Origin of the sequence: Mycobacterium sp. E802, assembly GCF_001666875.1 — a bacterium.
GTDB lineage: Bacteria > Actinomycetota > Actinomycetes > Mycobacteriales > Mycobacteriaceae > Mycobacterium.
The window spans coordinates 11286-37498 of sequence record NZ_LZJD01000060.1 but is presented as its reverse complement, the minus strand read 5'-3'; the positions used below and the strand labels follow the sequence as shown (position 1 = coordinate 37498).

Annotated in this window: 23 protein-coding genes; 19 read left to right on the top strand and 4 right to left on the bottom strand. The window is 65.8% G+C overall.

All coding sequences use genetic code 11. The annotated features are described in order from the left end of the window. Positions 1-448: 448 nt before the first annotated feature. A complete protein-coding gene (locus tag A5699_RS09000; RefSeq protein ID WP_067768355.1) occupies positions 449-1138 on the bottom strand; it encodes a GntR family transcriptional regulator in 690 nt (229 codons plus the stop codon). A 126-nt stretch (positions 1139-1264) separates the two neighbouring features. On the opposite strand from A5699_RS09000, the gene fadD5 reads away from it, so the two are divergent. The 14 genes from fadD5 to A5699_RS08930 all read left to right on the top strand — a co-directional run bounded on the left by fadD5 (position 1265) and on the right by A5699_RS08930 (position 16784). Next, positions 1265-2860 (top strand): fatty-acid--CoA ligase FadD5, encoded by a 1596-nt coding sequence (gene fadD5, locus A5699_RS08995; RefSeq protein ID WP_067768340.1) that lies wholly within the window; start codon positions 1265-1267, stop codon positions 2858-2860. Between the two features lie 298 nt (positions 2861-3158). Beyond that, positions 3159-3896: an ABC transporter permease gene (locus tag A5699_RS08990; protein ID WP_197508240.1), complete on the top strand. Its 738-nt coding sequence runs from the start codon at positions 3159-3161 to the stop codon at positions 3894-3896. Between the two features lies 1 nt (position 3897). Then, complete coding sequence (locus A5699_RS08985) at positions 3898-4767, top strand: ABC transporter permease (protein WP_067768336.1); 870 nt, start codon at positions 3898-3900, stop codon at positions 4765-4767. Between the two features lie 4 nt (positions 4768-4771). Next, on the top strand, positions 4772-6001 hold the full coding sequence (locus A5699_RS08980) for an MCE family protein (protein ID WP_067768334.1): 1230 nt from the start codon (positions 4772-4774) through the stop codon (positions 5999-6001). Between the two features lie 61 nt (positions 6002-6062). After that, positions 6063-7094, top strand: coding sequence for a virulence factor Mce family protein (locus tag A5699_RS08975; protein ID WP_067768332.1), 1032 nt, complete (start codon positions 6063-6065; stop codon positions 7092-7094). After that, positions 7091-8659 (top strand): virulence factor Mce family protein, encoded by a 1569-nt coding sequence (locus A5699_RS08970; protein WP_067768353.1) that lies wholly within the window; start codon positions 7091-7093, stop codon positions 8657-8659. Before A5699_RS08975 ends, A5699_RS08970 begins: the two co-directional genes overlap by 4 nt. Before the next feature lie 18 nt (positions 8660-8677). Next, positions 8678-10312 (top strand): virulence factor Mce family protein, encoded by a 1635-nt coding sequence (locus A5699_RS08965; protein WP_067768330.1) that lies wholly within the window; start codon positions 8678-8680, stop codon positions 10310-10312. Between the two features lie 38 nt (positions 10313-10350). Further along, positions 10351-11502, top strand: coding sequence for a virulence factor Mce family protein (locus A5699_RS08960; RefSeq protein ID WP_067768351.1), 1152 nt, complete (start codon positions 10351-10353; stop codon positions 11500-11502). A 6-nt stretch (positions 11503-11508) separates the two neighbouring features. Continuing rightward, a complete protein-coding gene (locus A5699_RS08955) occupies positions 11509-13059 on the top strand; it encodes an MCE family protein (protein WP_067768349.1) in 1551 nt (516 codons plus the stop codon). Next, the gene (locus A5699_RS08950; RefSeq protein ID WP_067768328.1) at positions 13029-13670 is read left to right on the top strand and encodes a hypothetical protein; all 642 of its coding nucleotides are present in this window, start codon (positions 13029-13031) and stop codon (positions 13668-13670) included. The genes A5699_RS08955 and A5699_RS08950 overlap by 31 nt, the downstream gene beginning before the upstream one ends. After that, the gene (locus A5699_RS08945) at positions 13667-14644 is read left to right on the top strand and encodes an RDD family protein (RefSeq protein ID WP_067768326.1); all 978 of its coding nucleotides are present in this window, start codon (positions 13667-13669) and stop codon (positions 14642-14644) included. The genes A5699_RS08950 and A5699_RS08945 overlap by 4 nt, the downstream gene beginning before the upstream one ends. Beyond that, a complete protein-coding gene (locus A5699_RS08940; protein WP_067768324.1) occupies positions 14641-15192 on the top strand; it encodes a mammalian cell entry protein in 552 nt (183 codons plus the stop codon). Before A5699_RS08945 ends, A5699_RS08940 begins: the two co-directional genes overlap by 4 nt. Then, positions 15159-16082, top strand: a complete 924-nt coding sequence (locus tag A5699_RS08935; RefSeq protein WP_067768322.1) for a mammalian cell entry protein — start codon at positions 15159-15161, stop codon at positions 16080-16082. The genes A5699_RS08940 and A5699_RS08935 overlap by 34 nt, the downstream gene beginning before the upstream one ends. A gap of 15 nt (positions 16083-16097) precedes the next feature. Then, positions 16098-16784, top strand: coding sequence for a YoaK family protein (locus A5699_RS08930; RefSeq protein WP_067768320.1), 687 nt, complete (start codon positions 16098-16100; stop codon positions 16782-16784). Here the strand turns inward: A5699_RS08930 and A5699_RS08925 are convergent. Then, the gene (locus A5699_RS08925; RefSeq protein WP_067768318.1) at positions 16747-17484 is read right to left on the bottom strand and encodes a hypothetical protein; all 738 of its coding nucleotides are present in this window, start codon (positions 17482-17484) and stop codon (positions 16747-16749) included. The two genes, A5699_RS08930 and A5699_RS08925, sit on opposite strands and share 38 nt — an antisense overlap. A gap of 69 nt (positions 17485-17553) precedes the next feature. On the opposite strand from A5699_RS08925, the gene A5699_RS08920 reads away from it, so the two are divergent. Next, positions 17554-18360: a fructosamine kinase family protein gene (locus A5699_RS08920; protein ID WP_067768347.1), complete on the top strand. Its 807-nt coding sequence runs from the start codon at positions 17554-17556 to the stop codon at positions 18358-18360. Positions 18361-18785: 425 nt separating this feature from the next. Further along, entirely contained in the window at positions 18786-21020 is a 2235-nt protein-coding gene (locus A5699_RS08915; protein WP_197508238.1) for an AAA family ATPase, read from the top strand. On the opposite strand, the gene A5699_RS08910 is transcribed toward A5699_RS08915, so the two are convergent. Continuing rightward, positions 21017-21346: an antibiotic biosynthesis monooxygenase gene (locus A5699_RS08910; RefSeq protein ID WP_067768314.1), complete on the bottom strand. Its 330-nt coding sequence runs from the start codon at positions 21344-21346 to the stop codon at positions 21017-21019. The genes A5699_RS08915 and A5699_RS08910 overlap by 4 nt on opposite strands. Before the next feature lie 61 nt (positions 21347-21407). On the opposite strand from A5699_RS08910, the gene A5699_RS08905 reads away from it, so the two are divergent. Genes A5699_RS08905 through A5699_RS08895 form a run of 3 tightly spaced genes read left to right on the top strand, consistent with a single transcriptional unit; the run spans position 21408 to position 24069 of the window. Continuing rightward, positions 21408-21860 carry a MarR family winged helix-turn-helix transcriptional regulator gene (locus tag A5699_RS08905; RefSeq protein WP_067768312.1) on the top strand — a complete coding sequence of 151 codons (453 nt, stop codon included), beginning with the start codon at positions 21408-21410 and terminating at the stop codon, positions 21858-21860. After that, positions 21857-22504: a TetR/AcrR family transcriptional regulator gene (locus A5699_RS08900; protein WP_067768310.1), complete on the top strand. Its 648-nt coding sequence runs from the start codon at positions 21857-21859 to the stop codon at positions 22502-22504. Before A5699_RS08905 ends, A5699_RS08900 begins: the two co-directional genes overlap by 4 nt. 17 nt (positions 22505-22521) lie before the next feature. Then, positions 22522-24069, top strand: coding sequence for a carotenoid oxygenase family protein (locus tag A5699_RS08895; protein ID WP_067768308.1), 1548 nt, complete (start codon positions 22522-22524; stop codon positions 24067-24069). Between the two features lies 1 nt (position 24070). Here A5699_RS08895 and A5699_RS08890 read toward each other — a convergent pair whose 3' ends face one another. After that, the gene (locus tag A5699_RS08890) at positions 24071-26206 is read right to left on the bottom strand and encodes an acyltransferase family protein (RefSeq protein WP_067768306.1); all 2136 of its coding nucleotides are present in this window, start codon (positions 26204-26206) and stop codon (positions 24071-24073) included. Positions 26207-26213: the final 7 nt, after the last annotated feature.

Sequence of the window (26213 nt, the reverse complement as noted above, 5' to 3'; positions counted from 1 at the left end):
CATCATGGCGTCACGTTGTCACGGGGCACCGACAGCTACCGCGGCCGCGGCTTTCGAACGCCTATCCGATGTGCCCGGCTATTAGCGACAATTCAGCGACAATCGCCACATTGGCATCCCAGGCCTCGCCAAACACATTGTCGCTGAGCGGTTTTGCCTCTCACGTCGCACTGACCTCTTGGGCCTCATCTGCCCAGTGTCCGCATGCGAGCGACTCTGTCGCTGACAGCTGGGCACCCCAAAATCCGTGGCCCATGGGGCATTTGGTGGCTCAAGTGGCAGGAGCGATCACCGCCTTGTGGCCAGCGGTGCCTACGGTGTTCAGGAGGCGATTGTCGCTGAATTGTCGCTCTTAGTCGGGCACTTCGCCTACTGATTCCGTGCGCCGGCACACGCGTGAGCCGACATGCAGATACGCCCCGAACCGCACGGCGTCCCGGCACGAGACCTAGTCCCACATCCCGATCTCATCCAAGCGCGCGATGAGCCGTTGGGCGCCGTCGGTGAACTGGATTGCGTTGAGTTCGACCGCGGCCGGGGCGTCGCGCCGGCGCAGGGCATCGATCAGCTCGCGGTGGCTCTTGACGGCTGCGGTGCCCCACCCGGGATCTCTCGAATAGAGCTGGCCGGGCAGGTACCGCGCGACGTGCAGGAGGAACCACGCCAGCTTGATCCGGCCGCTGGCATGGTTGAAGGCCCGGTGGAAAGCGAACTCGGCGGAGGCAATGCCGTCCGGGTCACGCCGCTCGACGGCCGCCGCGAGCTCTGCATTGAGTTGCTCCAGCTCGTCGATCTCGGCCTCGGTGATGCGCACGGTGGCGGTGGCGGCAAGCTCGCGGGCGATGGTGGCCTGCAGCCAGAAGATGTCTTCGACGTCGGTACGAGTCAACGGCACCACGACGTGCCCGCGGTTCGGCTCCAGTTGCACCATGCCCTCACCGCGCAGGGTGCGCAGCGCCTCGCGGACCGGGGTGATGCTGACCCCGAGCGCCGCGGCAGTCTCGTCGAGACGGATGAATGTTCCGGGCCGTAAAACGCCCGTCATGATCTCGGCCCGAAGCTGGGCCGCCACCTCGTCGGAGAGCTGCTCGCGCTGTCCGACCCGGCGCTGCACAGCCGCTCTGGCAGGTGCGTTCATGAGATACCGGTCGCCTTTCTGATGGGCTTGTCGCCGAGGCGCCGAGGCCATAGTGTGACCGGGGCAACCCCATGTTTGATCAAATATCAACCTGATGCAACTCGATACCGATGGAGTACAGATCCGGTGACTGCCGAGCCGTTCCCCACTGAGCAGCCGTACCTGGCGCGTCGTCAGAACTGGGCCAACCAGCTGACGCGGCATGCACTGATGCAGCCCGACAAGACCGCGCTGCGGTTTCTCGGGCGCACCACCACGTGGCGCGAGCTCGACCACCGGGTGACCCGGCTGGCCGACGCCCTGAGCCGTCGCGGTGTCGGCTTCGGCGATCGAGTGCTGATCCTGATGCTCAATCGCCCGGAGTTCATCGAGGCGATGCTGGCCGCCATCAAACTGGGAGCGATCGCAGTGCCGGTCAACTTCCGGATGACCCCGCCGGAGGTGGCCTACCTCGTCAGCGACTGCGACGCGCACGTCCTGGTCACCGAGCCCGTGCTGGCCGGCGTCGCCACGGCGGTCCGCGACCTCGACGCCCGACTGACGAGCATCGTCGTGGCCGAGAGCGCCACCGAAGATGGTGTCCTGGGCTACGAGGACCTGATCTCCGAAGAAGGAGAATCCGCCCAACCGGTCGACATCCCCAGCGATGCCCCCGCGCTGATCATGTACACCTCGGGCACCACCGGCCGTCCCAAGGGCGCGGTGCTGACGCACGCCAACCTCGCCGGACAGGGCATGACCAATCTGTTCACCTCGGGCGTGGACATCAACAACGACGTCGGGTTCATCGGCGTCCCGTTGTTCCACATCGCCGGCGTGGCAGGCAACGTGAACACCGGCCTGATGCTGGGCCTGCCCACCGTCATCTACCCGCTGGGCGCGTTCGACCCGGGTGCACTGCTCGACGTGCTCGCAGAGGAGAAGGTCACCGCGATCTTCCTGGTGCCCGCCCAGTGGCAGGCGGTGTGCGCTGAGCAGCAGGCCAATCCGCGCGACCTGTGCCTGCGCTCGCTGTCCTGGGGTGCCGCACCGGCCTCCGACACGCTGCTGAAGGCGATGGCCGAAACCTTCCCGGGCAGCCAGATTCTCGCCGCGTTCGGCCAGACCGAGATGTCACCGGTCACCTGCATGTTGTTGGCGGACGACGCGATTCGCAAACTCGGTTCGGTCGGCCAGGTCATCCCGACGGTCTCCGCCCGGATCGTCGACGAGAACATGAACGACGTGCCCGTCGGCGAGGTCGGCGAGATCGTCTACCGCGCCCCGACTTTGATGGCCGGCTACTGGAACAACCCCAAGGCCACCGCCGAGGCATTTGCCGGCGGCTGGTTCCACTCCGGGGATCTCGTCCGTCAGGACGAGGAGGGATACATCTGGGTCGTCGACCGCAAGAAGGACATGATCATCTCCGGCGGCGAGAACATCTACTGCGCCGAGGTGGAAAACGTCCTGGCCGCCCACCCGTCCATCACGGAGGTCGCGGTCATCGGCCGGCACGATGAAAAGTGGGGTGAGGTCCCGGTCGCCGTCATCGCGTTGGCCGGAACCGACGGTTTGCAACTGGGCGAACTCGACGTCTTCCTCACCGAACGACTCGCCCGCTACAAGCACCCCAAAGCGCTCGAAATCGTTGACGCCCTGCCCCGCAACCCGTCGGGCAAGGTGCTCAAGACCGAACTCCGGGAACGCTTCGGTTCGCCCATCGCAGCGCCACGGCGTTGACGTTAGCGAAAGCAACTCAGCGTCAACGCTTTCTGCAGGTAGCGCCGAAAGTTTGCGGCTATCTGGTGTCTTCGCTAACGGTTGATGGCACAATCCACCGGATGCGGTGCACGGCCCGGTTTCGATCGGGTACAGTCCGGTGGTCTCACTTACTACTCGCGAGTAGGGAGAGGCGGATCACACAAACTGACAGGCGACGAGGAGGGGGCGTGCGACACGTCCAAGGGGTGCACCGGTGACAGCGCCTGCCGACGGGCTCGTCGGATACGTACGTGGTCAACTGGAGAAGCCGCTGGCCATGGTCGGTGGCTTCTTCAAGATGAGCGTGCTCACCGGAAAAGCCCTTCTGACACGGCCTTTCCAGTGGAAAGAGTTCGTGCTGCAGAGTTGGTTCCTCATCCGGGTGGCCTTCCTGCCCACACTCGCGGTGTCGATCCCGCTGACCGTCCTCATCATCTTCACGCTCAACATCCTGTTGGCGGAGTTCGGCGCGGCCGACGTCTCGGGTGCCGGCGCGGCGCTGGGCGCCGTCACCCAGCTCGGACCTTTGGTCACGGTGCTCGTGGTGGCCGGTGCCGGCTCGACCGCGATCTGCGCCGACCTGGGCGCCCGCACCGTACGTGAGGAGATCGACGCCCTCGAGGTGCTCGGTATCGACCCCATCGAGCGGCTGGTGGTCCCCCGCGTGGTGGCGTCCACCTTCGTGGCCTTCATGCTCAACGGCGCGGTGATCACCATCGGCCTGGTCGGTGGCTTCTTCTTCGGTGTCTACATCCAGAACGTCTCGGCCGGCGCCTACGTGTCCACGCTGACGCTGCTCACCGGGTTCCCCGAGGTGTTGATCTCGGTCATCAAGGCCACGCTGTTCGGTCTGATCGCCGGGCTCGTCGGCTGCTACCGCGGCCTGACCGTGGCCGGCGGTTCGAAGGGTGTGGGTACCGCCGTGAACGAGACCCTGGTGTTGTGCGTGGTGGCGTTGTTCGCAGTCAACGTCGTGCTCACCACGATCGGTGTGCGCTTCGGAACGGGGCGTTGACATGAGTACCGTCACCGTCCTGCGGTCCCGGTTCCCCCGGGCGTTCTCGCGCACCTCCGACATCGCCGGCATCCCGGCCCGGTTTCTCGACAGCATGGGCCACGTCGCCTGGTTCGTCGTGCAGGCCATCGGATCCATCCCGCACGCGTTCCGCCACTACCGGCGTGAATCCCTGCGGCTGGTCGCCGAAATCGGCATGGGAACCGGCGCCATGGCGGTCATCGGCGGCACCGTGGCGATCATCGGTTTCGTCACCCTGTCGGCCGGCTCCCTGATCGCAATCCAGGGCTTCGCATCCCTGGGCAACATCGGCGTCGAGGCCTTCACCGGCTTCTTCGCCGCCCTGGCCAACATCCGCGTCGTCGCCCCCGTCGTCACCGGCCAGGCTCTGGCCGCCACGGTCGGTGCCGGTGCCACCGCCGAACTCGGCGCCATGCGCATCAGCGAAGAGGTCGACGCGCTGGAAGTCATGGGTATCAGGTCGATTTCGTACCTGGTGTCCACCCGCATCATCGCCGGCTCGATCGTCATCATCCCGCTGTACGCGATGGCGATCCTGCTGTCGTTCCTGTCGGCGCAGTTCGTCACGACGATCTTCTACTCGCAGTCGGTCGGTACGTATGAGCACTACTTCCATACGTTCCTGCGCGTCGACGACGTGATGTGGTCCTTCCTCGAGGTCATCATCATGTCGATCGTGGTCATGTTGAACCACTGCTACTTCGGCTACTACGCCAGTGGCGGTGCCGTCGGTGTGGGTGAGGCAGTGGGGAGGTCGATGCGAACCTCGTTGATCGCAATCGTGTTGGTGGTTCTGTTGGCCTCGTTGGCGCTCTACGGCACCGACCCCAACTTCAACCTCACGGTGTAGCGGCATGACCCAGCCTGCAGTGCCCCACGCACCCCTGAACAAGCCGAAGACGCCGCCGTACAAGCTGGCCGGGCTCATTCTGGCGCTCGTCTCCCTGCTGATCCTGGCGTTGACCTGGATGCAGTTCCGCGGGACGTTCGAGAAGACGACGCAGCTGACGCTGCTGTCCGGACGCGCCGGCCTGTCGATGGACCCGGGCTCGAAGGTCACCTTCAACGGCGTACCGATCGGACGGTTGGCCTCCGTCGACGTCGTGACGGTCGACGACAACCCCGAGGCCAAGCTGACCCTGGACGTCAAACCCCGCTACCTCAAGCTGATCCCGAAAAACGTCACCGCCGAGTTGCGGGCCACCACGGTGTTCGGCAACAAGTACATCTCGTTCCTGTCGCCGGAAAATCCGTCGCCGGAACGGTTGTCGCCCAACACCCCGATCCATGCCCAAGGGGTGACGACGGAGTTCAACACGCTGTTCGAGACCATCACCGCGATCTCCGAACAGATCGATCCGATCAAGCTCAACCAGACCCTGACGGCCACGGCCCAGGCCCTGGATGGCCTCGGTGACAAGTTCGGCCAGTCGATCGTCAACGGCAACGACATCCTCAGCGATCTCAACCCACGCATGCCCGAGATCCGGCGCGACATCGCCGGGTTGGCCGATCTGGGTGAGGTCTACGCCAACGCCGGCCCTGACTTGTTCGACGGGCTGACCAACGCCGTCACCACCGCGCGCACCCTCAACGAGCAGCGCGGCAACCTCGATCAGGCCCTGGTGGCCGCGGTCGGCTTCGGCAACACCGGCGGCGACATCTTCGAACGCGGCGGACCGTACCTGGTGCGCGGTGCGCAGGACCTGCTGCCCACCTCGGCTCTGCTCGACAAGTACAGCCCCGCGCTGTTCTGCACGATCCGCAACTACCATGACGCCGGCCCGAAACTCGCTGGCGCGCTTGGTGGTAACGGGTATTCGCTGCAGACCCAGTCATTGGTGATCGGCGTCGGCAACCCCTACGTCTACCCCGACAACCTGCCGCGGATCAACGCCAAGGGCGGCCCGGAAGGCCGGCCCGGCTGCTGGCAACCGGTCACCCGTGACCTGTGGCCCATGCCGTACCTGGTGATGGACACCGGGGCATCGATCGCGCCGTACAACCACCTCGAGCTGGGACAGCCGCTGGTCGCCGAGTATGTCTGGGGCCGCCAAGTGGGGGAGAACACGATCAACCCATGAGTGAAGCTTGCGGAACGAATAGTCAGATGGCATGCGGGACCCGAGCCTGCGAGGGAGCCGCATGAGCATCAAGGGCACGCTTATCAAGCTCGGCATCTTCTCGGTGGTGCTGCTCACCTTCACTGCGATCATCTTCGTGGTGTTCGGTCAGATCCGGTTCAACCGGACCTCCGAGTACTCGGCGATCTTCAACAACGTGAGCGGCTTGCGCACCGGGCAGTTCGTCCGCGCCTCGGGCGTCGAGGTCGGCAAGGTCACCGGCGTCAAACTGATCAACGGCGGCCAGCAGGCCGAGGTGTCGTTCAACGTCGAGAAGTCGCTGCCGTTGTTCGATCAGACCACCGCGGCCATCCGCTACCAGGACCTGATCGGCAACCGGTACCTGGAACTCAAGCGCGGTGAGAGCAACACGAAGATCGCGCCCGGCAGCACCATTCCGTTGGAGCGCACCGAGCCCGCACTGGATCTCGACGCTCTGGTCGGCGGCTTCCGTCCGCTGTTCCAGTCGCTGAGCCCGGAGAAGGTCAACACCATCTCCAAATCGATCATCACGATCTTCCAGGGCCAGGGCGGCACCATCAACGACATCCTGGACCAGACGGCGCAGCTCACCCAGAGCATCGCCGATCGGGATCAGGCGATCGGCGAGGTGATCAAGAACCTCAACATCGTCCTGGACACCACGGTCAAGCATCAGCAGCAGTTCGACGACACGCTCAAGAACTTCGAGACGCTGATCACCGGGCTGAAGAATCGGGCCGATCCGATCGGCTCTTCGGTGGCCGACATCAGCAACGCGGCCGGATCGCTGGCCGACCTGCTGAGCGACAACCGTCCGCTGCTCAAGGACACCGTGGGTCAGCTCGAGGTGATCCAGCAGCCGCTGATCGACCAGAAAGAGCAGCTCAACCAGATTCTGATCGACTTCCCCCAGGCGTTGAAGATCATCGGCCGTGCCGGTGGCATCTACGGCGACTTCTTCAACTTCTATGCCTGTGACCTCTCGTTGAAGCTCAACGGGTTGCAGCCGGGCGGTCCGGTCCGAACCGTCAAACTCTCTTCACAGCCGTCGGGTAGGTGCACGCCGCGATGAGGACACTGCAAGGTTCTGACCGCTTCCGCAAAGGCCTGATGGGCGTCGTGGTGGTGGCGCTGATCATCGCCGTCGGCTCGACGCTGACCAGCGTGCCGATGCTGTTCGCGGTGCCCACGTACTACGGCCAGTTCTCCGATACCGGTGGCCTGAACACGGGGGACAAGGTGCGTATCGCCGGCATGGATGTCGGCACTGTTCGCAGCATGGAGATCAACGGCGACAAGGTCGAGATCGGTTTCACCCTGGGCGGCAAGACGATCGGCACCGAGAGCCGTGCGGCGATCCGTACCGATACGATCCTGGGCCGCAAGAACATCGAGATCCAGCCGCGCGGTAGCCACACCCTGGCCCCGGGCGGGATGTTGCCGCTGGGCCAGACCACCACGCCGTACCAGATCTACGACGCCTTCCTGGACGTCACCCGCAACGCGGCCGGCTGGGACACCAAGTCGGTCAAGGAATCGCTGAACGTGTTGTCCGAGACCGTCGATCAGACCTCGCCGCACCTCAGCGCCGCGCTGGACGGGGTGGCCAAGTTCTCCGAGACCATCGGCAAGCGCGACGAGGACGTCAAGAAGCTGTTGGCCAACGCCAACAAGGTGGCCACGGTGCTCGGTGACCGCAGCACCCAGGTCAACCAGCTGTTGGTGAACGCCCAGACGCTGTTGGCCGCGGTCAACGAGCGTGGCCAGGCCGTGAGCATGCTGCTGGAGCGGGTCTCCTCGGTGTCGCATCAGGTCGAGGGCGTCATCAACGACAACCCGAACCTCAACCACGTGCTGGAGCAGTTGCGCACGGTCAGCGATCTGCTGGTCGAGCGCAAGCAGGATCTGGCCGACACCCTCACTGTGGCAGGCAAATTCATCACCTCACTGGCCGAGGCGCTGGCCTCGGGCCCGTACTTCAAGGTGATGCTGGTCAACCTGATCCCGCCGCAGATCCTGCAGCCGTTCGTCGACGCCGCGTTCAAGAAGCGCGGGATCGACCCAGAAGAGTTCTGGCGCAACGCCGGTCTGCCGTCGTTCCGCTTCCCCGACCCCAACGGCCAGCGTCACGAGAACGGCGCTCCGGCTGCGGCCCCGACGCCGCTGGAGGGCACCCCGGAGCATCCGGGACCTGCCGTCCCGCCGGGATCGCCGTGCTCCTACACCCCGACGGCCGCCGGGATCCCGTCACCGGGCAACCCGCTGCCGTGTGCCGGTGCCACCCAGGGTCCGTTCGGCCCGGTGCCCGGTGGCTTCGGCCCGCCCGACGTGGCGACCTCCGCACCCAACCCCGACGGCGTCGCGCATTCGCCGGGCGTGCCCAGCGCGGCGATCCCCGGACAGATGCCGCCGGATCAGCCGGGTGCCCCGGTCGAGTTGGCGCCCGGTCCGCCGGGAGCCCGCACGGTGCCGATCGCTCCGCAACCGCTGCCGGGTGAGATCCCCGGTTACGCACCCCATCCCGCACCGGTGAACGCCCCTCCGGCGCCGCCGGGGCCGGGTCCGGATGCCGGTCCGGCGGGAACCCCGCCGCTGCCGGGTAACCCACCGTTCCTTCCGCCCGGGTCGCAGGGATAGGCAGGGGGACAGAGAGCTATGTCAACCGTTTTCAATGTGCGAAACATCCAGTTGCCCAAGGCTTCCCGGGCAACGGTCATCGTCGCTGCGCTCGCCGTGGTGGCGGCCCTGGTGCTGGGTTACTTCGGACTGGCGCTGTACAAGAAGCTGACCAACACCACGGTCACCGCGTACTTCCCCGAGGTGCTTGCGCTGTATCCCGGGGACAAGGTCCTCATCATGGGCGTCAAGGTCGGCGCGATCGACAGCATCGAGACCGACGGCGACAAGATGAAGGTCGTCTTCCACGTCAACAACAAGTACAAGGTGCCTCAGGACGTCACGGCCTCTGTGCTGAACCCGAGCCTGGTGGCGTCCCGCGTCATTCAGCTCTCCCCGCCCTACACCGGCGGGCCGCAGTTGCAGGACAACGCGGTGATCCCGATCGAGAACACCCAGATCCCGGTCGAGTACGACGAGTTGCGTAACCAGATCACCCGCCTGCTCGACGATCTCGGCCCGACCGCCGAGCAACCCAAGGGCCCGTTCGGCGACATCATCGAGTCCTTCGCCGACGGCTTCCAGGGCAAGGGCGATCAGCTCAACCGCACACTCAACGGGCTGTCCGAGGCGTTGACCACGCTCAACCAGGGCCGCGGTGACTTCTTCCAGGTGGTGAAGAGCCTGGCCCTGTTCGTCAATGCCCTGCACAAGAGCGATCAGCAGTTCGTGGCGCTCAACAACGATCTGGCGCAGTTCACCAACTCGTTCACCAACACCGATCAGGAGTTGGCCAACGCGCTGCAGGATCTCAACCGGGTGCTCAAGACCACCCGCGAGTTCCTCGACAAGAACGGCGGCGTGCTCGCGCACGACGTGAACAACTTGTCGGACGTGACGACGGCGATCCTGCAGCCCGAGCCGCGCAACGGGCTGGAAACGGGTCTGCACGCCTACCCGAACCTGGCCGCCAACGTGCTCAACATCGTCTCGCCCAACCAGGGCGGCATCGTGGGCCTGCCGGTTCTGCCCGGTCTGACCAACTTCTCCAATCCGCTGCAGTTCATCTGCAGCTCGATTCAGGCGGGAAGCCGGTTGGGGTACCAGGATTCGGCCGAGCTGTGCGCGCAGTACCTGGCGCCGATCCTCGACGCGATCAAGTTCAACTTCCTGCCGTTCGGCCAGAACCTGGCCAACACGGCGATGACGCTGCCCAAGCAGATCTCCTACTCGGATCCGCGCCTGCAGCCGCCGCCGGGATACAAGGACACCACGGTGCCGGGTATCTGGTCGCGCGACACCTTGTTCTCGCACGGCAACCACGAGCCGGGTTGGACCGTCGCCCCGGGCATGCAGGGAATCCAGGTGCAACCGGCCACGCAGCAGATGCTGACCCCGGAATCGTTGTCGGAGTTGATGGGTGGCCCCGACATCGTCGCTCCGCCGGCCCCGCCGGCCTTCGGGGTTCCGCCGGGTGGCAACCTGCCCGGACCGCCGAACTCTTACGACGAGCGCAACCCGTTGCCGCCGCCGTGGTACCCGCAGCCGGGTCCGCCGCCGGCACCGGCGCCCGGTGTGATCCCGGGTGATCCGATGTCCGCGCCCGCACCGGCTGCACCGGCTCCGGCTCCGGCCGGGCCTGCGTTGCCGGCCGAGGTTGGAGGGCAGCCGTGATGAGCCGCTTGCGCGAAGAACCAAGGGCCCTGATGAGCATGAAGACACCTAACTGGCGTCGCGTCGGACGACGCGTCGCGGTGTTGTCGGCGTCCGCGCTGATCCTCACCTCGTGTGGGCAGTGGCGCGGTGTGGCCAACGTGCCACTACCGGGTGGGCCGGGCACCGAGTCCGGCCACACCACGCTGTACGTGCAGATGCCGGAGACGTTGGCGCTCAACGCCAACAGCCGGGTGCGGGTGCGTGACGTGTTCGTCGGCCGGGTCCGCAAGATCGAGTTGATCAACTGGACCCCGACCCTGACGATCGATCTGCAGCCGGGCATCGAGCTGCCCAAGAACACCGAGGCGAAGATCGGTCAGACCAGCCTGCTGGGTTCGCAGCACGTCGAGCTCAACCCGCCGGAGAAGCCGTCCGAGGAGAAGCTGCACGACGGGGACACCATCCCGCTGTCGCAGTCCTCGGCGTATCCGACGATCGAGCGCACGCTGGCCGGGATCTCGGGCATCCTGACCGGTGGTGGCATCCCGAACATCGAGACCATCCAGACCGAGGTGTTCAACATCCTCAACGGTCGCGCCGATCAGATCCGCGACTTCCTGGGCCGGCTCGACACCTTCACCGACGAGCTCAATCAGCAGCGCAACGACATCACCCGCGCCATCGATTCGACGAACCGGTTGCTGAACATCGTGGCCGCACGCAACGACACGCTGGACCGGGTGCTGACCGAGTTCCCGCCGCTGATCCAGCATTTCGCCGATACCCGCGATCTGTTCGCTGATGCGGTGACGTCGCTGGGCCGGTTGTCGAAGGCGGCCGACGACACCCTGTCGAACAGCAACGCGAATCTGCACACCAACCTGCAGAACCTGCAGCGTCCGCTCAAGCAGCTGGCGCGCTCGGCTCCGTATCTGGTGCAGGCGCTCAAGCTGATCCTGACGGTGCCGTTCAACATCGAGAACATCCCGAAGGCGGTCCGCGGCGACTACATCAACGTGTCGCTGACCATCGACCTCACGCTGAGCTCGGTGGACAACGCGTTCCTGTCCGGTACCGGGCTGTCGGGCATGCTCCGCGCGCTGGAGCAGGCGTGGGGTCGCGATCCGGCCACGATGATCCCGGATGTTCGGTTCACGCCGAACCCGCACGACGCACCTGGCGGACCGCTGGTGGAAAGGGGTGAGTGAGACATGTTGCTGACCCGTTTCATCAAGATGCAGCTTGTACTGTTCACGGTGCTGACGTTGGTCGCGCTGGTGGTGCTGGCGCTGTTCTATCTGCGGTTGCCGACGTGGGCGGGGGTTGGCATGTACCAACTCAATGCCAACCTCCCGAACTCGGGTGGCCTGTACGCCACGGCCAACGTGACCTACCGCGGCACCACCATCGGCAAGGTGACGTCCGTGGAGCCCACCGAAAAGGGCGCCCACGTGCAGATGGACATCTACAACCAGTACCGGATCCCGCGGGATGCCAGCGCCAACGTGCACTCGGTGTCGGCGGTCGGTGAGCAGTTCATCGACCTGGTCTCCGAGGGCGGTTCCAAGGAGTACTTCCGCGACGGGGACACGATCGAGAAGGGCACCGTGCCCGCCGAGGTCGGTCCGTCGCTCGATGCCGCGCAGGCGGGTCTGGCGGCGTTGCCGAAGGAGAAGATCGCCGTCCTGCTCGAGGAGACGTCGAAGGCGGTCGGTGGGCTCGGGCCGTCACTGCAGCGCCTGGTCGATTCGACTCAGGCGATCGCCAGTGACTTCAAGGACAACATCGATCCGATCAACGACATCGTCGAGAACTCCGGGCCGATCATCGACAGCCAGGTCAATTCCGGCGATGCGATCTCGCAGTGGGCCAGGAACCTGAACACACTGGCCGCGCAGAGCGCCCAGAACGACGCCGCGCTGCGCAGCGGTTTGCAGCAGGCGGCACCGACTGCCGATCAGCTCAACTCGGTATTCGGCGATGTGCAGGAGTCGTTGCCGCAGACGCTGGCGAACCTCGAAATCGTCATCGACATGCTCAAGCGCTACAACAAGAACGTCGAGCAGGTCTTGGTGGCGCTGCCGCAGGGTGGCGCCGTCGCCCAGACCGCGACGATCTTCGCGCCCAAGGGTCTGCTGCACTTCGGTCTCGGCATCAACATGCCGCCGCCGTGCCTGACCGGGTTCCTGCCGGCCTCACAGTGGCGGTCGCCGGCGGACACGTCGTTGGCGCCGCTGCCCGAGGGCCTGTACTGCAAGATCCCCAAGGACGCGCCCAACGCGGTGCGCGGCGCACGTAACTATCCGTGTGCCGATGTGCCCGGTAAGCGGGCCGCCTCGCCCAGGGAATGCCACAGCGAGGAGCCCTACCAGCCGCTGGGCACCAACCCGTGGTACGGCGACCCGAACCAGATCCGGGACTGCCCGGCTCCGGGCGCGCGCTGCACTCAGCCCGTCGATCCGGGCCGGGTGATCCCCGCGCCCTCGGTGAATAATGGGATGAACCCGTTGCCGGCGAGCCAGCTCCCGCCACCGGAGTCCACGGCGCCGACCAGCGATCCGCTGACGGCACCGCGGGGTGGCAATGTGAGTTGTAGTGGACAGCAGCCGAACCCCTGCATCTACACTCCGGCAGCAGGTTCGACCGCCACCTACAGCCCGTCAAGCGGTGAGGTGGTCGGTCCCGGCGGTGTGAAGTACTCCGTCACCAACTCGAATAACCCAGGAGATGACGGATGGAAGGAGATGCTGGCGCCAGCCAGCTGAACCTCGCCGACCAGCAGGACCCCCACATCACTGAACCGCACGCGGAGGCCGTCACCGAGAGCGTTGACCCGGGCTCGGCCGCGGCCACCGAACCGGCCACGGCGCGGCCGTCTCGGCTCGGGCGGGGCTGGATGGCCTCGATCCTGGCCGGGCTGCTGATCGTGGCGGCGGCCGTCGGCGTCGGCGGTTATCTGGCATTGCGCTCGCATCAGGACAGTGAGCGGATCGCCAGCGACGAGGCCGACGCCCTGCAGGCCGCCAAGGACTGCGTGACCGCGACCCAGGCGCCCGACACCCAGGCCATGATCGAGGCCCAGACCAAGATCATCGAATGCGCGACGGGTGATTTCGGGGCGCAGGCCGGCCTGTACAGCGGCATGCTGCTGGACGCCTATCAGGCGGCCAATGTGCAGGTGAAGGTCTCGGATCTGCGGGCCGCGGTGGAAAAGCACAACGACGACGGGTCGATGGATCTGCTGGTCGCGGTGCGCGTGCTGGTCACCAACACCGAGAAATCCGACGAAGAGCAGGGTTATCGGTTGCGGGTGAAGATGGCCCGTGCCGAGGACGGCAACTACAAGGTCGCACGGCTCGACCAGGTCACGTCGTGACGGCTGTGCTCGATGACGCCGACACGGTCACCGCGGTGGGGACCGGGACGGACCAGACCCGGTTGGCGTCGTGGCCGGCGCGGGCCGGGGCTTTCGCGATCGATGTGCTGGCGCCCGCCGGATTGATCGCGACCTTGATGCTCGTCGTCCAGGGCACGCCGGTTGGCGACTGGCTGTGGTGGGCGGTGTATGCGGGAGCGGTGGTGCTCGCGGTGGCCGTCTCCGCAGTCAATCGCGTTCTGCTGCCGGCGCTCACCGGCTGGAGTCCGGGTCGGTCGCTGTTCGGCATCCGGGTGGTGTCCGCGTCAGGCGACGCCGGTCTCGGTCGGCTGTTGCTGCGTGACCTGGCACATCTGCTCGACACCGCGGCGGTGTTCGTCGGGTGGTTGTGGCCGCTGTGGGATTCCCGTAATCGCACCTTCGCCGACCTGTTGACCCGCACCGAGGTGCGCCGCGTCGAACGCCCGCACGGCAATGTCCGGCGTCGTGTCGGTGTGATGCTGCTGGTCATCGCGCTGCTCAGCGCGATCGCCGCAGGGGTCGGTTATGTGGTGGTGTATCGCCAGGATCGGGCGGTGGACCAGGCTCGCGCGCAGCTCACCGAACAGGGGCCGCGGATCGTCGAAGAACTGTTGAGCTACGGAGTGGATTCGGTCGATGCGGATTTCACCAAAGCCCAGTCCCTGACCACCGACAACTACCGTCCGCAGTTGGTCGCCCAGCAGGATGCGGTACGCAAGGCCGGGGCGACCACCAATGACTACTGGGCGGTGAGCAGCGCTGTGCTGCCCGGGGTGACCAAGGACGCGGCCTCGATGTTGTTGGCCTTGCAGGGGCAGCGCGGCACCAATCCGCAGGACTTGAAGTTCATCACCGCGACGGTGCGCGTGGAGTTCGTCAAACCGGGCGATCAGTGGCTCGTCGACAATCTGACGGTGCTCAAGCGCCCGGTGCTGGGCGGGGGCGCACAGTGAGCCCGCGGCGCCGGATCGAGGCCGACGAGCCCGACTACTTCGCGGTCGAACCCAAGGAACCGATCCGTTGGGGCCTGCCGATCGTGGCGGTGGTCTCGGCACTGCTCATCGCCGCGGCCATCGTCGGCAGCACGCTGATCCTGGTGCGCCACGAGTCGGATCGGCGCGCCGAGATCAAGAGCGCGGGCGCGCTGGATTACGTGCGTGAGTTCATGACGATGTACACCACGCTGGATCCGTTCCACGCCAACGACTATGCCGACCGAATAAGGGAACAGGCCACCGGCGACTTCCGAAAGATGTTCTCCGAGAAGCAGAACGAGATCGTCGTCCAGGTGGCCCGGTCCGAGCCGACCGAAGGTGCCGTCCTGGATGCCGGTATCCAGCGGTGGAACGACAACGGCAGCGCCGATGTACTGGTGGCGACGAAGATCAGCACGCGGACCCCGGACGGGAAATCCGTGATCGAGAGCGGCAGCCGCTGGATTGCGACGACGATTTGGGAAGGACAGCAGTGGAAGATCAGCCAGCTGATTCAGGTGATCTGACCACCGGCGAGCCCGACAAGCCGCGCCGCAGACTACGTTTCGGGCGGCGTCGTGGTGGCGAGGCGGTGCAGGCCCCCAAGCCGGACACGGATGACTCGGACTCCGAGGGCGACGCGGAGTCCGAGGGGGCCACGCCGGAACGTCGTACCCCGACAGGTAAGGCCGGCCGCAAGACGGCCGTCGAATCCGAGGAGGTTGCCGAGCTGGAAGCGGCGGCCCAACCCGAGGCGGATACCGAGCCTGGTGATGAGACAGAATCGGAACCGGAAGCCGTCACGGAAGCCGACGTTGAGGCTGACGCTGACGCCGAAGCTGAGGTGACGGAGGACGAACAGCAGGAGCCGGCCGAGGAGCCGATCCTCGTTCCGCACCGCGAGGCCGGTAAGCGGCTGACGTATGCCGCCGTCGGCGCCGCGGCGGTGTTCGTCGCGGCGGGGGCCTTCGGTGGCGCGATGTTGCAGCCGTATCTGGCCGATCGCGCGTTGGTCGCCACGAAACTGGAGGTGGCACAGACCTCGGCGGACGCCATCACCACACTGTGGACCTACAACCCGGACAACATCGAAACCCTGCCGGATCGCGCGGCGAAGTATCTGTCCAGCGACTTCGCCAACCAGTACCGGCAGCTGATCGATTCGCTGGTGCCGACGAACAAGCAGGCTCAGGTCACCAACAACACCGAGGTGATGGGTACCGCGGTGGAGTCGATCAACCGCGACGAGGCCACCGCAATCGTCTACACCAACACGGTGTCGACGAGCCCGGTCACCAAGAACATCCCGTCGTTGCGGTACATGTCCTACCGGTTGACGTTGCAGCGCGCCGGCGGGGATTGGCTGATCACACAGATGCCGGCACTGACCCAATTGGACTTGTCTCCGCAGCTGTAGCGGCAGGATGTAGGCATGGCCATCGCCTCACCGGTAACCCAGCGGTTGACCGTCGTGGCCCTGCTGTTGTTGACGTTCACCACCGGTCTTGTCGATGCCATCAGTGTGTTGGTGCTCGGCCATGTGTTCGTCGCCAACATGACCGGGAACGTGATCTTTCTCGGCTTCTGGTTCGTGCCGAGCTCGGCGGTGGATGTGACCGGGGCGCTCGTAGCGTTCATCGGATTCGTGGTGGGCACCGTGGTGGGGGGACGCCTGCGCCGCCACCTCGACGGTCACGTCCGGACCTGGTTGGCCACCGCCTTGGGCGTGGAAGTTGTTCTCCTGACCGCACTTTCGATCCTCGTCGGCACCGGCGTGCTGAGTTATCAAGACAACCGGAAACTCATCCTGGTCCTGCTGGCGATGACGTTCGGCATCCAGAATGCAACCGCGCGCCAGTTCGGCATCCAGGAACTGAGCACCACGGTGCTGACCCAGACGATCGTGGGCCTCGGCTTCGACAGCCGGCTCGCCGGCGGCACCGGGGACCGTGAAAAGTTGCGTTACGGCGTGGTGTTGACGATGTGCGCCGGTGCGGTGCTGGGTGCGACGGTGTCCCAGTTCACGGTGGCGCCGGTGATCGGGTGTGCCGCAGCGGTGGTCGCGATCAGTGCGCTGATCTTCAGGTTTGGGCCGCCGCCAGCGGAGGATGGGACGTGATCCATGCCCGGCCCTCGTCGGCGGCATGGTGTAGCGCGTTGAGTTCGCCGAAATATGCGGCCACCGCACCGATCCCGGGAAGCATCCCGAGGTAGCGGTAAAGGCCGTCCCCGTGCGGCCTTTTCGTCAGTTCCTCACCGACGGCGCGCACGGTACCGGCGAACTGCCACAGTCTTTTCGGCAGCGATTGCGGCGCTGAGCCCGGCTCATCTGCCGGTGCGTCGCCGAAATGGCGGTCGCACAGAACCGTGCCCAGCAGCTGCACCTGATCGTCGTGTGCGGTGACACCGGTCTCGCGAGCCACCGCGCACAGCACGATCGCCTGACTGGTGAACCCCACGAGGTCCTTGATCGGAAGCCGTTGCCCGATGACGCCCAGCGCACCGGGAAACGCGACGAAGATCGTGGTGACGGCGCCGAATCGATGCACCCACCACTTCACGTGGCCGTCCTGGTCCATCTCGGCCCACGCTTTGGTGCCCGGCAGCTCGGCGAAGTTGAGCACGGCAGCGGCGACGTCGAGTGACTTGCCCACAGCTCCGACGGCGGGCGTCTCGCGGTGGGTGCGCTGCCGCAGCCTCAATGGGTCAAAGCCCGTGACCACGTTGAGAACCGGGTTGATCACGCCGACCGCGCGACCGAGCGCACCCGCCACGTCGGCGTCGGACAGGCGAACAGAAGGCAATAGGCTTATTCCCACCCCGCTATCTTGCCCAATTGGGCGCCTTCTGAAACGGAGGTGGCGATCACAGTCGGTACCCTGACCGACATGCCGAAAACCGGCGACGGGGCGGACGTCTTCGTCAAACGCAATGCGTCGGCACCGCCCGGGTTCTTCGCCGCCGAGGCGGCCGGGCTGGAGTGGCTCGCCGTCGAAGGCGGTGTCCCGTGTGTGCAGGTAATCGCCCACGACGCAACGTCTTTGACGCTTCGGCGGCTATACCCTTCCGTGTCGACGGCGCCCGCCGCTCGGGAGTTCGGTGCGCGACTCGCACGCACGCACAATGCCGGGGCGCCAGCTTTCGGAGTGGGCCCGGCCGGACATACCGGCGACGGGTTCTTCGGTCCGATGTCGCAGCCGTTGCCGATGTCGTTGGCCGGTCACGGTTCCTGGGGCGCCTTCTATGCCCGCGAACGGCTGACACCGATGTTGCACATGGCCCGACCGCGCCTCGGCGCCGAGGTCCACGACGCGGTGGCGGCGGTGGCTGAGGTGTGCCGCACCGGCGCCTTCGATGACGACGACGGACCGGCTCGCCTGCACGGTGACCTGTGGAGTGGCAACGTAATGTGGACCGTCGACGGCGCAGTCCTGATCGACCCCGCCGCGCACGGTGGTCACCGGGAAACCGACCTGGCGATGCTGGCGCTGTTCGGCTGCCCCTTCTCGGATGACGTGCTGGCCGGATATCAATCGGTGCAGCCGCTGCGCGCCGGGTGGCGGGAGCGTGTCGATCTGCACCAGCTCTACCCGTTGCTGGCCCACGTGGTGTTGTTCGGTGGGGGCTATGCCGGTCAGGTCGAGGTGGCCGCACGGCGGACTCTGGCGATTGCCGGCAAACTTCGAATCGAGTAGGTCGAAACGCCTATCGGAGCCGCCGAGCGCGTGGGACCGCAGCTCGGGGCTGTTTTCGGTATCAAACGGATCGGTTGACACGCCAGCCGCCACCTGTAACAGGCAATGGGGCGGGCAGCAACGCATGGCCCGATCGACGACGTGAGTGGGCACAGTTGCCTGTCGCGCGCGTCAATATGTTTTTCCGCAGCGCAGCGCCGATTCGTGCAAACGATAACAGTTTGCGAGGAGCTCAATACATGAACCGCAAAATTTCATCCAGCAATGTGGTGACAGAGGTCACATTAGTGTTAAGTTGCCTGAGACCTACCTGAGAAAACCGCCGAAAGGACTGGTCAATGGCACGTAAGCACCGTAGGCAGCGGAGTCGCGTTGGCAGGGTCGCAACCCTCGGCGCGGCAACGGCAACGATCACCGCGCTTACGGTGGGCGTTGCGCCACCACCACAGGCACATGCCGCCGCGGTGCAACGTGACGTCGACCTGCGAGCCGGCGACCACCTCTTTCCGCCACCGGATCAAATCCCGGACCTCACGGGCGGCTTCGGAACTCAGGTCTACAACTGGACGCAGGACGTCGGCGCCCAACTGTCGACCGCATTCGTCGACAACTTCAACCTCGTCGCACTGCTGCAAGCGGCCGGGCTCGACCCGGCGACCGTGATCCGCAACGCCATCAACGATGCGTTGGGTGACGTCATCGGCGGCAGTGGTCTGGAAGATCTGTCCGTCGACTTGGGCCCGATCTTGGCGCAGACCCCGCTAGGGCCGCTCGTCGCCGCGTTGAAGCTTGGTGGATTCTCCACCGAGTTGCCAGTCGGGGGCCTGCTCGATGCTCTCGGCGTCGATCTCAGTGATCCGCTCTCCGCTTTAGACAGCCTGGGAATCAACATCATCACCGCCGGTGGGCCCTTCACCCTGCTGCGGCTGCTCGGCGTCGACCTCGGGTGGACACCGTCATTCCCGAACTCGGTGGCCGACGAGATCAACAACACCGAGTACCTCAATGTCGGTCTCTTCCCGATTCTCAATGCGCTTGGTATCGACACCGACCCGGCCGAACTCGACCTGCTTCGACACATCCTCAATGCGCTTCCCGGTGTGAACATTCCGCCGATCACCGACATCTCCGTCGCCGACCTCCGTGTCCCGATCGTCGCGGGTTGGGGCCTGGGTGCCTTTGCGGCCGGCGCGGCCTATCAACAGGTGGTCGATGATCTGCCGAATCAGCCTGGGGGATCGGCCTATACCGGTACCAGCAACCCGATCCTGGGCAGCTTTACGATCCTCCCGATGCTCTTGCTCGACAACCCGGGCCGAGCCAACGGCGGCATCCTGGCGCGGGCCTACCCGTTCTTCCGCTTGCTCGGCATCGACACCGTGACACCCGATACCCAGGTGCAGAGCGACGGGGACAGCATCCTCGGCGATATTTCGTTGTTGGGCCTCACCCCCGGTGGCGCCAACCTGATCCCGATCAAGATCGACGCCACCGCCGAGTACCTTCCGATGTCGGATTTCGCCGCGTGGCCGAATCCGTTCACCATGGCCAATAACGTTGCCGCCGGGCTGTTCCCGACGTACATCCTGCGCAACCAATCGCTGGACACCCTCGGCACGGTGTTGATCGACCAAGCCTTGGGTCAGCTCGGGACGGCCGTAACGGATTACTTGAGCAATCCCGGGACAGATCCGCAACTGGGCCCCAAGCTCAACGTCTACATCACGATCCCGGCGAACAGCCTGCCGCTGCTGGAGCCGACATATCTGGCCGTGGACGTCATCAACCTGTTCACCGGCGCCAACCTCAACAACCCGATCGGTACCGCGTTGAGCCCGGTGCTCACCAGCCTGGTCAACCTCGGCTATACCGATGTGTACTACAACTCCACCACCGGCATCTACGAACGCACTCTCGACGAGGCCGATATCCCAACGGCTTTCGGCACGCTGCCGGCTGACGTCGATTGGGCGCAGGTGCCGGGTCATCTGGTCAACAACCTCGTCACCGGCGTCCAGAAAGCGATCAGCGATGGCCTGGTGAGCCAGAACCCGGTCTCCAATCCGATCAAAACCCTGCTCGGCCTGCTCGGCTTGGATGATGCGGTCCCAACCGGTGGCACCGGGCTTGATCTTTCCGCACTCACCGATGCGGTCGAGAAGCTCGCTCCGAACCCGCTCGCCAATGCGCGGACGCAGAGCGTCGTGAAGACGAACTTCGCCCCGCAGGCGATCACCGAAACCGACATCGCCGGTAAGGACGGCAAGACCCTGACGCTGACTGCTGAGACCGAAGCCGGCAAGGACATTCAGCCGGAGGCCAAGACGATTGCTGCGACTGCCGATGACGCCCGCCGGCAGGTGGACAAATCACTCACCGATGCAGGTAACCGGGCCAAGGTCTCGGCCGAGAAGGCGCGTGAACGGACGGCCACGGCGGTCAAGGAGGCCCAGAAGCGGGTGAACGCGGTGGCCGAGAACGGACGTAAGCAGATCGAGGCCGCCGCCGAGGGTGTGGTGAAGGGTGCCGAAAAGGCGGCCAACGGGCTCAAGGGCAAGGGGAAGAACGCCGGCGCCGACCCGGCGAAGAAGCCCACCGAGAAGACCGCCGATAAGACCGTAAAGAAGGAAACCAAGCGCGACAAGAAAGATGCAGCCTAACGGTCGGCGTGGTGCACCGACTCCACGGTGTACAGGTGTGGCTCGTAGCTGATCGCCAGGTCGGCGCAGCGCCCCATGTGTTCTCGCGCGGTCGGATCGGCGAGCATGGCGTGAAAATCCTCGGCGCTGCGCCACTGTGCGTAGTTGGTGACGCGGGTGCCGTCGGTGCTCAGGTGGATGTTGGCGGAGACGAATCCGGGCACGTGCCGCATGACGTTCTCGGTTGCGGTGCGCAACAACTCGACGAGTTCGGTTGCCCGCTGGGGTTCGACGGTGAAGACGTTGATCAAGGTGGCGTGTGAATTGTCCGTTCCGATGGTCGTCACGATTCCTCCTATGTCAGGTTCCTTACATATCCGACGGTAGCACCGATGTAAGGTTCCTGTCATGGCCCAGACTGTGGAGAGCGGTGCCGGTTACCTCGTCAAGCGGGTGCAGCAGAGCCTGCGCCGCAATTGCGATGCGGCACTCCGATCTACCGGGCTGTCGATGGCCCAGTACGCAGTCCTGCGCGCATTGGCCGACCACCCGCAGGCGTCGGCCGCGGAAGTGGCACGGTTGTGCTTCGTCACCCGACAGTCGCTGCAGGATGTGTTGCACGGCTTGCGGGCCGAGGCTTTGGTCGTGGAATCGCCGGGTCCCCAGCGTGGCCGAGCGCGAGCGCTGCAGTTGACCGCACCGGGGCGGCGTCGGCTGAAGGAGGCGCACGCAGCGGTGATCGATGTCGAACAGGGCATGCTGGACGGATTCTCCGACCGGGCCCGGCAAGACCTCGCCGCGTTGCTGCTGCGCTGCGCGGAGAACCTGGAGGCGGCCGCAGAACCTACGATTGGGCGGTGACTGCGGCAAGGCGTGGGCGCGGTAGACCCGCCGGACCAGGCGTCGACATCGCGCAACGGCGCTCGGATCTGCTCGATGCTGCCGAACGTGCGATCCGGGCTCATGGGCCTGATGTAGGGATCGCCGAGGTGGCCAAAGAAGCCGGCTTTGTGCGCTCGGCCGTGTATGCCGTCTTCCCGAATCGGGCGGCGATCTTGTCCGCCCTGGGCGAGCGTCAGGCCCGGCGGCTCCTGATCGAGATCACCGAACGTGCCGACGGTTCGGTCGATCTGCGCCGGCGCATGTGGCTGTTCTTCGACGTGATCTGCGGCTGGATGCAGGACGATCCCAACCTGTATCGCGCCCTCGGCATGCACGCCGCCAGCGGTGACGAGATGCCGGGCATCTTCGATGAACTGGCCGCCGCGGTCGAGGCCATGCTGCGTTTGTCGCTGGCTGCCGGTGGGGCCGATACCGCAGCGGCGGCGCCGTGGGCCCGGGCGATCGTCGGATCGGCCATGGTCAGCGCGCAGTGGTGGATCCGGGATTCGGACATGCCCCGGGCTGAGCTCGTCGAACATCTCACGACGCTGTGCTGGGACGGCGGCGCGGCGCTGCCGTTCAACACCTTCGACGTGAAGGCTATTGACACCGGCCAGTCATAAAAGACACGATGTCTTTTATGACTGCTCCCGCGGCACCCCACATCGACGGTCCCTCGCGCTTCTGGGAGGACGTTCCCGGTGAACACGATCTGACGCTGACCGAGATCACCGGCGCGATGCCGGAGGGGCTGACCGGCACCCTCTACCGCAACGGATCAGGTCGTTGGAACATCGGCACGTCGCGGGTGGACAGCCTGTTCGACGCCGACGGCATGGTGGTCGCCTTCGCGATCGACGGCAGCGGTGTGCGGTTCAAGAACCGGTTTGTGCGCACCGAGCACTACCTGACCACCACCGCAGCCGGCCGGATGGTCAAACGAGGCTTCTCTTATCAGCGCCCAGGTGGCATGCGGGCCAACGCTTTTCGGTTACCCGCGAACACTGCCAACACCAACGTGATGATCGGGTCGGACCAACTGCTCGCGCTGTGGGAGGGTGGGCGTCCGCACGGCATGGACCTCGACACGCTCAACACCATCGGGATGTGCAGCCTCGACGGCGTACTCAAGGGTCCGATCGGGGCCTACTCGGCGCACTACACGTACGACGCGACGACGGATTCCCGGGTCAACTTCGGTTTCGAACCGTACTACCCGCGCCTTGACTTGCGGCATGTCCGCGGCGCACCGACGCGGTCCGAAAAGCTGCGACGCCTGCGGGAACTCGCCGGGGAGGCCATCCCGCGGGTCCGGCTGCGGCTCTACGAGACCGACAGTCGAGGTGTCACCCGGTACCTGCGGGCGGTGCCCCTGCCCGGGATGGGGCTGATCCACGACATGGCGCTGACGCCGCGGTATGCGGTCTTCATGTTGTCCCCGCTGCGGATCAATCCCTGGGCCGTGCTGGGGCGTCAATCCTATTGGGACGCCATGCAGTTCAAGGAAAGCGAACCGTCGCATTTCATCCTCGCCCCGCGCGACGGCGGCAAGGTCCGGGTGATCGAGACCGACCCGTTCTATATGTGGCATTACGCCAATGCCTATGAGGACGGTGCTGACGTGGTGGTGGAGTTGCCACGGTTTGCGCCCGAAACCTTCGGCGGGATGCAGGCTTGGGCGTCCGACAGCCGCAGCGACATGTCGCAGCTGTACCGGGACGTCGCCCCTGAGGCATTGCCGGACACGGTGCGGCTCACCCGCTTCCGCATCACCTCTGACGACCGGGTCGAGGCAGAACCGCTGGCGCAGATGGGTTGTGAATTTCCCCAGATCGATCAGCGACGGTCAACCCAGCCGCACGCGGTGACCTACGTGACCGTGCCCAGTGACGGGGAGGGTAGCGGGGAGGGGATCGGCCGGTTTGACCATGCCGACGGCACCGTGCAGACCTATTGCCCGGCAGGCCACAAACTCGTCGAACCGATCTTCGTGCCCCGCCCGGGTAGCACCGACGAGACCGACGGCTGGCTACTGACTGTGGGTTACGACGAAACCCAACACCGCAGCCGGCTCATGGTGTTCGACGCGCCCCGGGTCGATGCCGGCCCGGTCGCTGAGGCGTGGCTGCCGTTCCACCTGCCGATGAGCTATCACGGGGCGTTCACCGATCGGGTCGCTGCGTTCTGATTCAATTGGGCGCCAACGCGCTTGCGGCCAACCGGCCCAGTACCGGCGTCATCAATTGCGCATACTCGGCGGTGATGTGGTTGTCGTCGCGGAACACCAGGGTGTCGCCGACGATCACTGGGCACCGCCGGTCGGTGCAGAAGTATTGATCCAAGCGGGCGTACTGACCGCCGCCGGCCCGCACCGCGGCCATTTCGGCGGCGACACCCGTATCGTTCACCGCCACCGAGCGGTCCGGAGCGCACGCCGTGGCGTCGTCGATATGTGCCGACAGGCACGTGGGCACCGTGGTGTGCGGATCCGGCACCGGCCCGAGCACCAACACCCGGGCCCCGGTGCCGCGCAACTGCGCAACGAGTTGGCGCAGACCGTCCAGCCAGGCCTGGTCGTAGCTGACGAAGCCGAAGTCCGCGCCGTAGCGGCGCACCATGTCCAACACGATCAACGCCGGAGGTTCCTTTGCGATGCGGGCCAGCACGTCGGCCCGCCACTGTTTGCACTCGGTGAACTCGCGGTCCAGATACGGGCTCAGGATCGGCAGCTTCATCGGTGGGCAGGTGACCTTGGCGAAGGTGTCCAACCGCCAACCATATTGCCGCGCTGCGGTTTCCAGCGCCGGGTGCCACATCCCGGCGTGAGAATCACCGATCAGCGCCACCCGGGTGCTCGAATCCACGGCCCCCGAAGCGCATTCCGGTATGTCGATCGCCTGCCACGACAGGACGCAGCCGTTGACGAACACGTCGGGCTTGGTGATATTGCCCAGCGGGGGTGACAGATTCGACGGGACCGCCCGGACATCAGCCGACGCGGCGACGGCCGCCTGCACCTGCTGCTCCGGCGTCAGCGTCGGCGCCGCTGCGGACGGCGTGACGATCGCGGCCACCGGGACGGCCGCCGGCCCGGACCCCGTCGGCACCGGACGCACCGCCAACAACACCAGGCCCGCACACACGGCGACGCCGGTGGCGGTCGCGCCGAGGGTCAGGCTGCGCCATGACGAGGTCCGCAGCGTGGCGGCGAACCGTGCCGGGTTCTCGACCAGGTGCAGGGTCAGGATCGCCAGACCCAGCGACATCAGCACCAGTGCGAGCCTGCCGGCCAGCCCCAGATCGTGACCGAACAGGGCCGGTGCCAACAGCAAGACAGGCCAGTGCCACAGGTACCACGAGTAGGAGACCCGGCCCAGACCGCGCATCCACGGCTTCGACAGCAGCCGTCCGACTCCCAGATCGGGGATCGCACATCCGGCGCCGATCACCAGCGCGGTGCCCAACACGGGCAGCACTGCCGCGGAGCCGGGATAGGGCGTGGAGGTTCCGAGTTGCGTGCCGGTGGCCAGGATCAACGCCAGGCCACCCCAACCGACCAGCGCCGCGCACACCGGTGGCAGCGTGCGCCAGTGGGCCGCGGTGAGCGCGATGAGCCCGCCGGCGGCCAGCTCCCAGGCTCGGGTCGGCAGGGAGAAGAAGGCCCAGGGCGGCATGGTTTCGGTCCAGGCCAGTGACATCGTCAGCGACGCGGCGGCCACCGCGGTCAGCGCGGCGGCGTACGGGACGGCAGACCGCGGGCTCCGGCCGCTGCGCGCCAGCGCCCATGTGATGGCCAGGATCAGCGCCGGCCACAACAGATAGAACTGCTCCTCCACACCGAGTGACCAATAGTGCTGCAGCGGTGAGGGAGCGGACTCGGCGGCCAGATAGTCGGTGCCCTCGGCGGCGAAGCGGTAGTTGCCGACATACAGCGCGCTTGCGATCGCGTCGGCAAGCACCGACCGGGCCTGCAACGGTGGGAGCAGGACCGCTGCCCCCACCGACGTCGTCACCAGAACCAGCGCGGCGGCCGGCAGCAGCCGCCGCGCGCGTCCGGCGTAGAACTGCGCCAGGTGGATCGTCCCGGTGCCCGACGCTTCGCGCCACAGCAGCCCGGTGATGAGGAAGCCCGACACCACGAAGAACACGTCGACGCCGATGAATCCACCGCCGAATCCCGGCAGCCCGGCATGGAACAGCACCACCGCCAGCACGGCGACGGCCCGCAGACCCTCGATGTCGGGCCGAAACTGTTTGCCGGACAAGTGGTTACGGCCACTCGCGAGCGTGTCGCGGCGGGTGTCGGGCCGAGAAGGGGTAGTCACTCTGTTC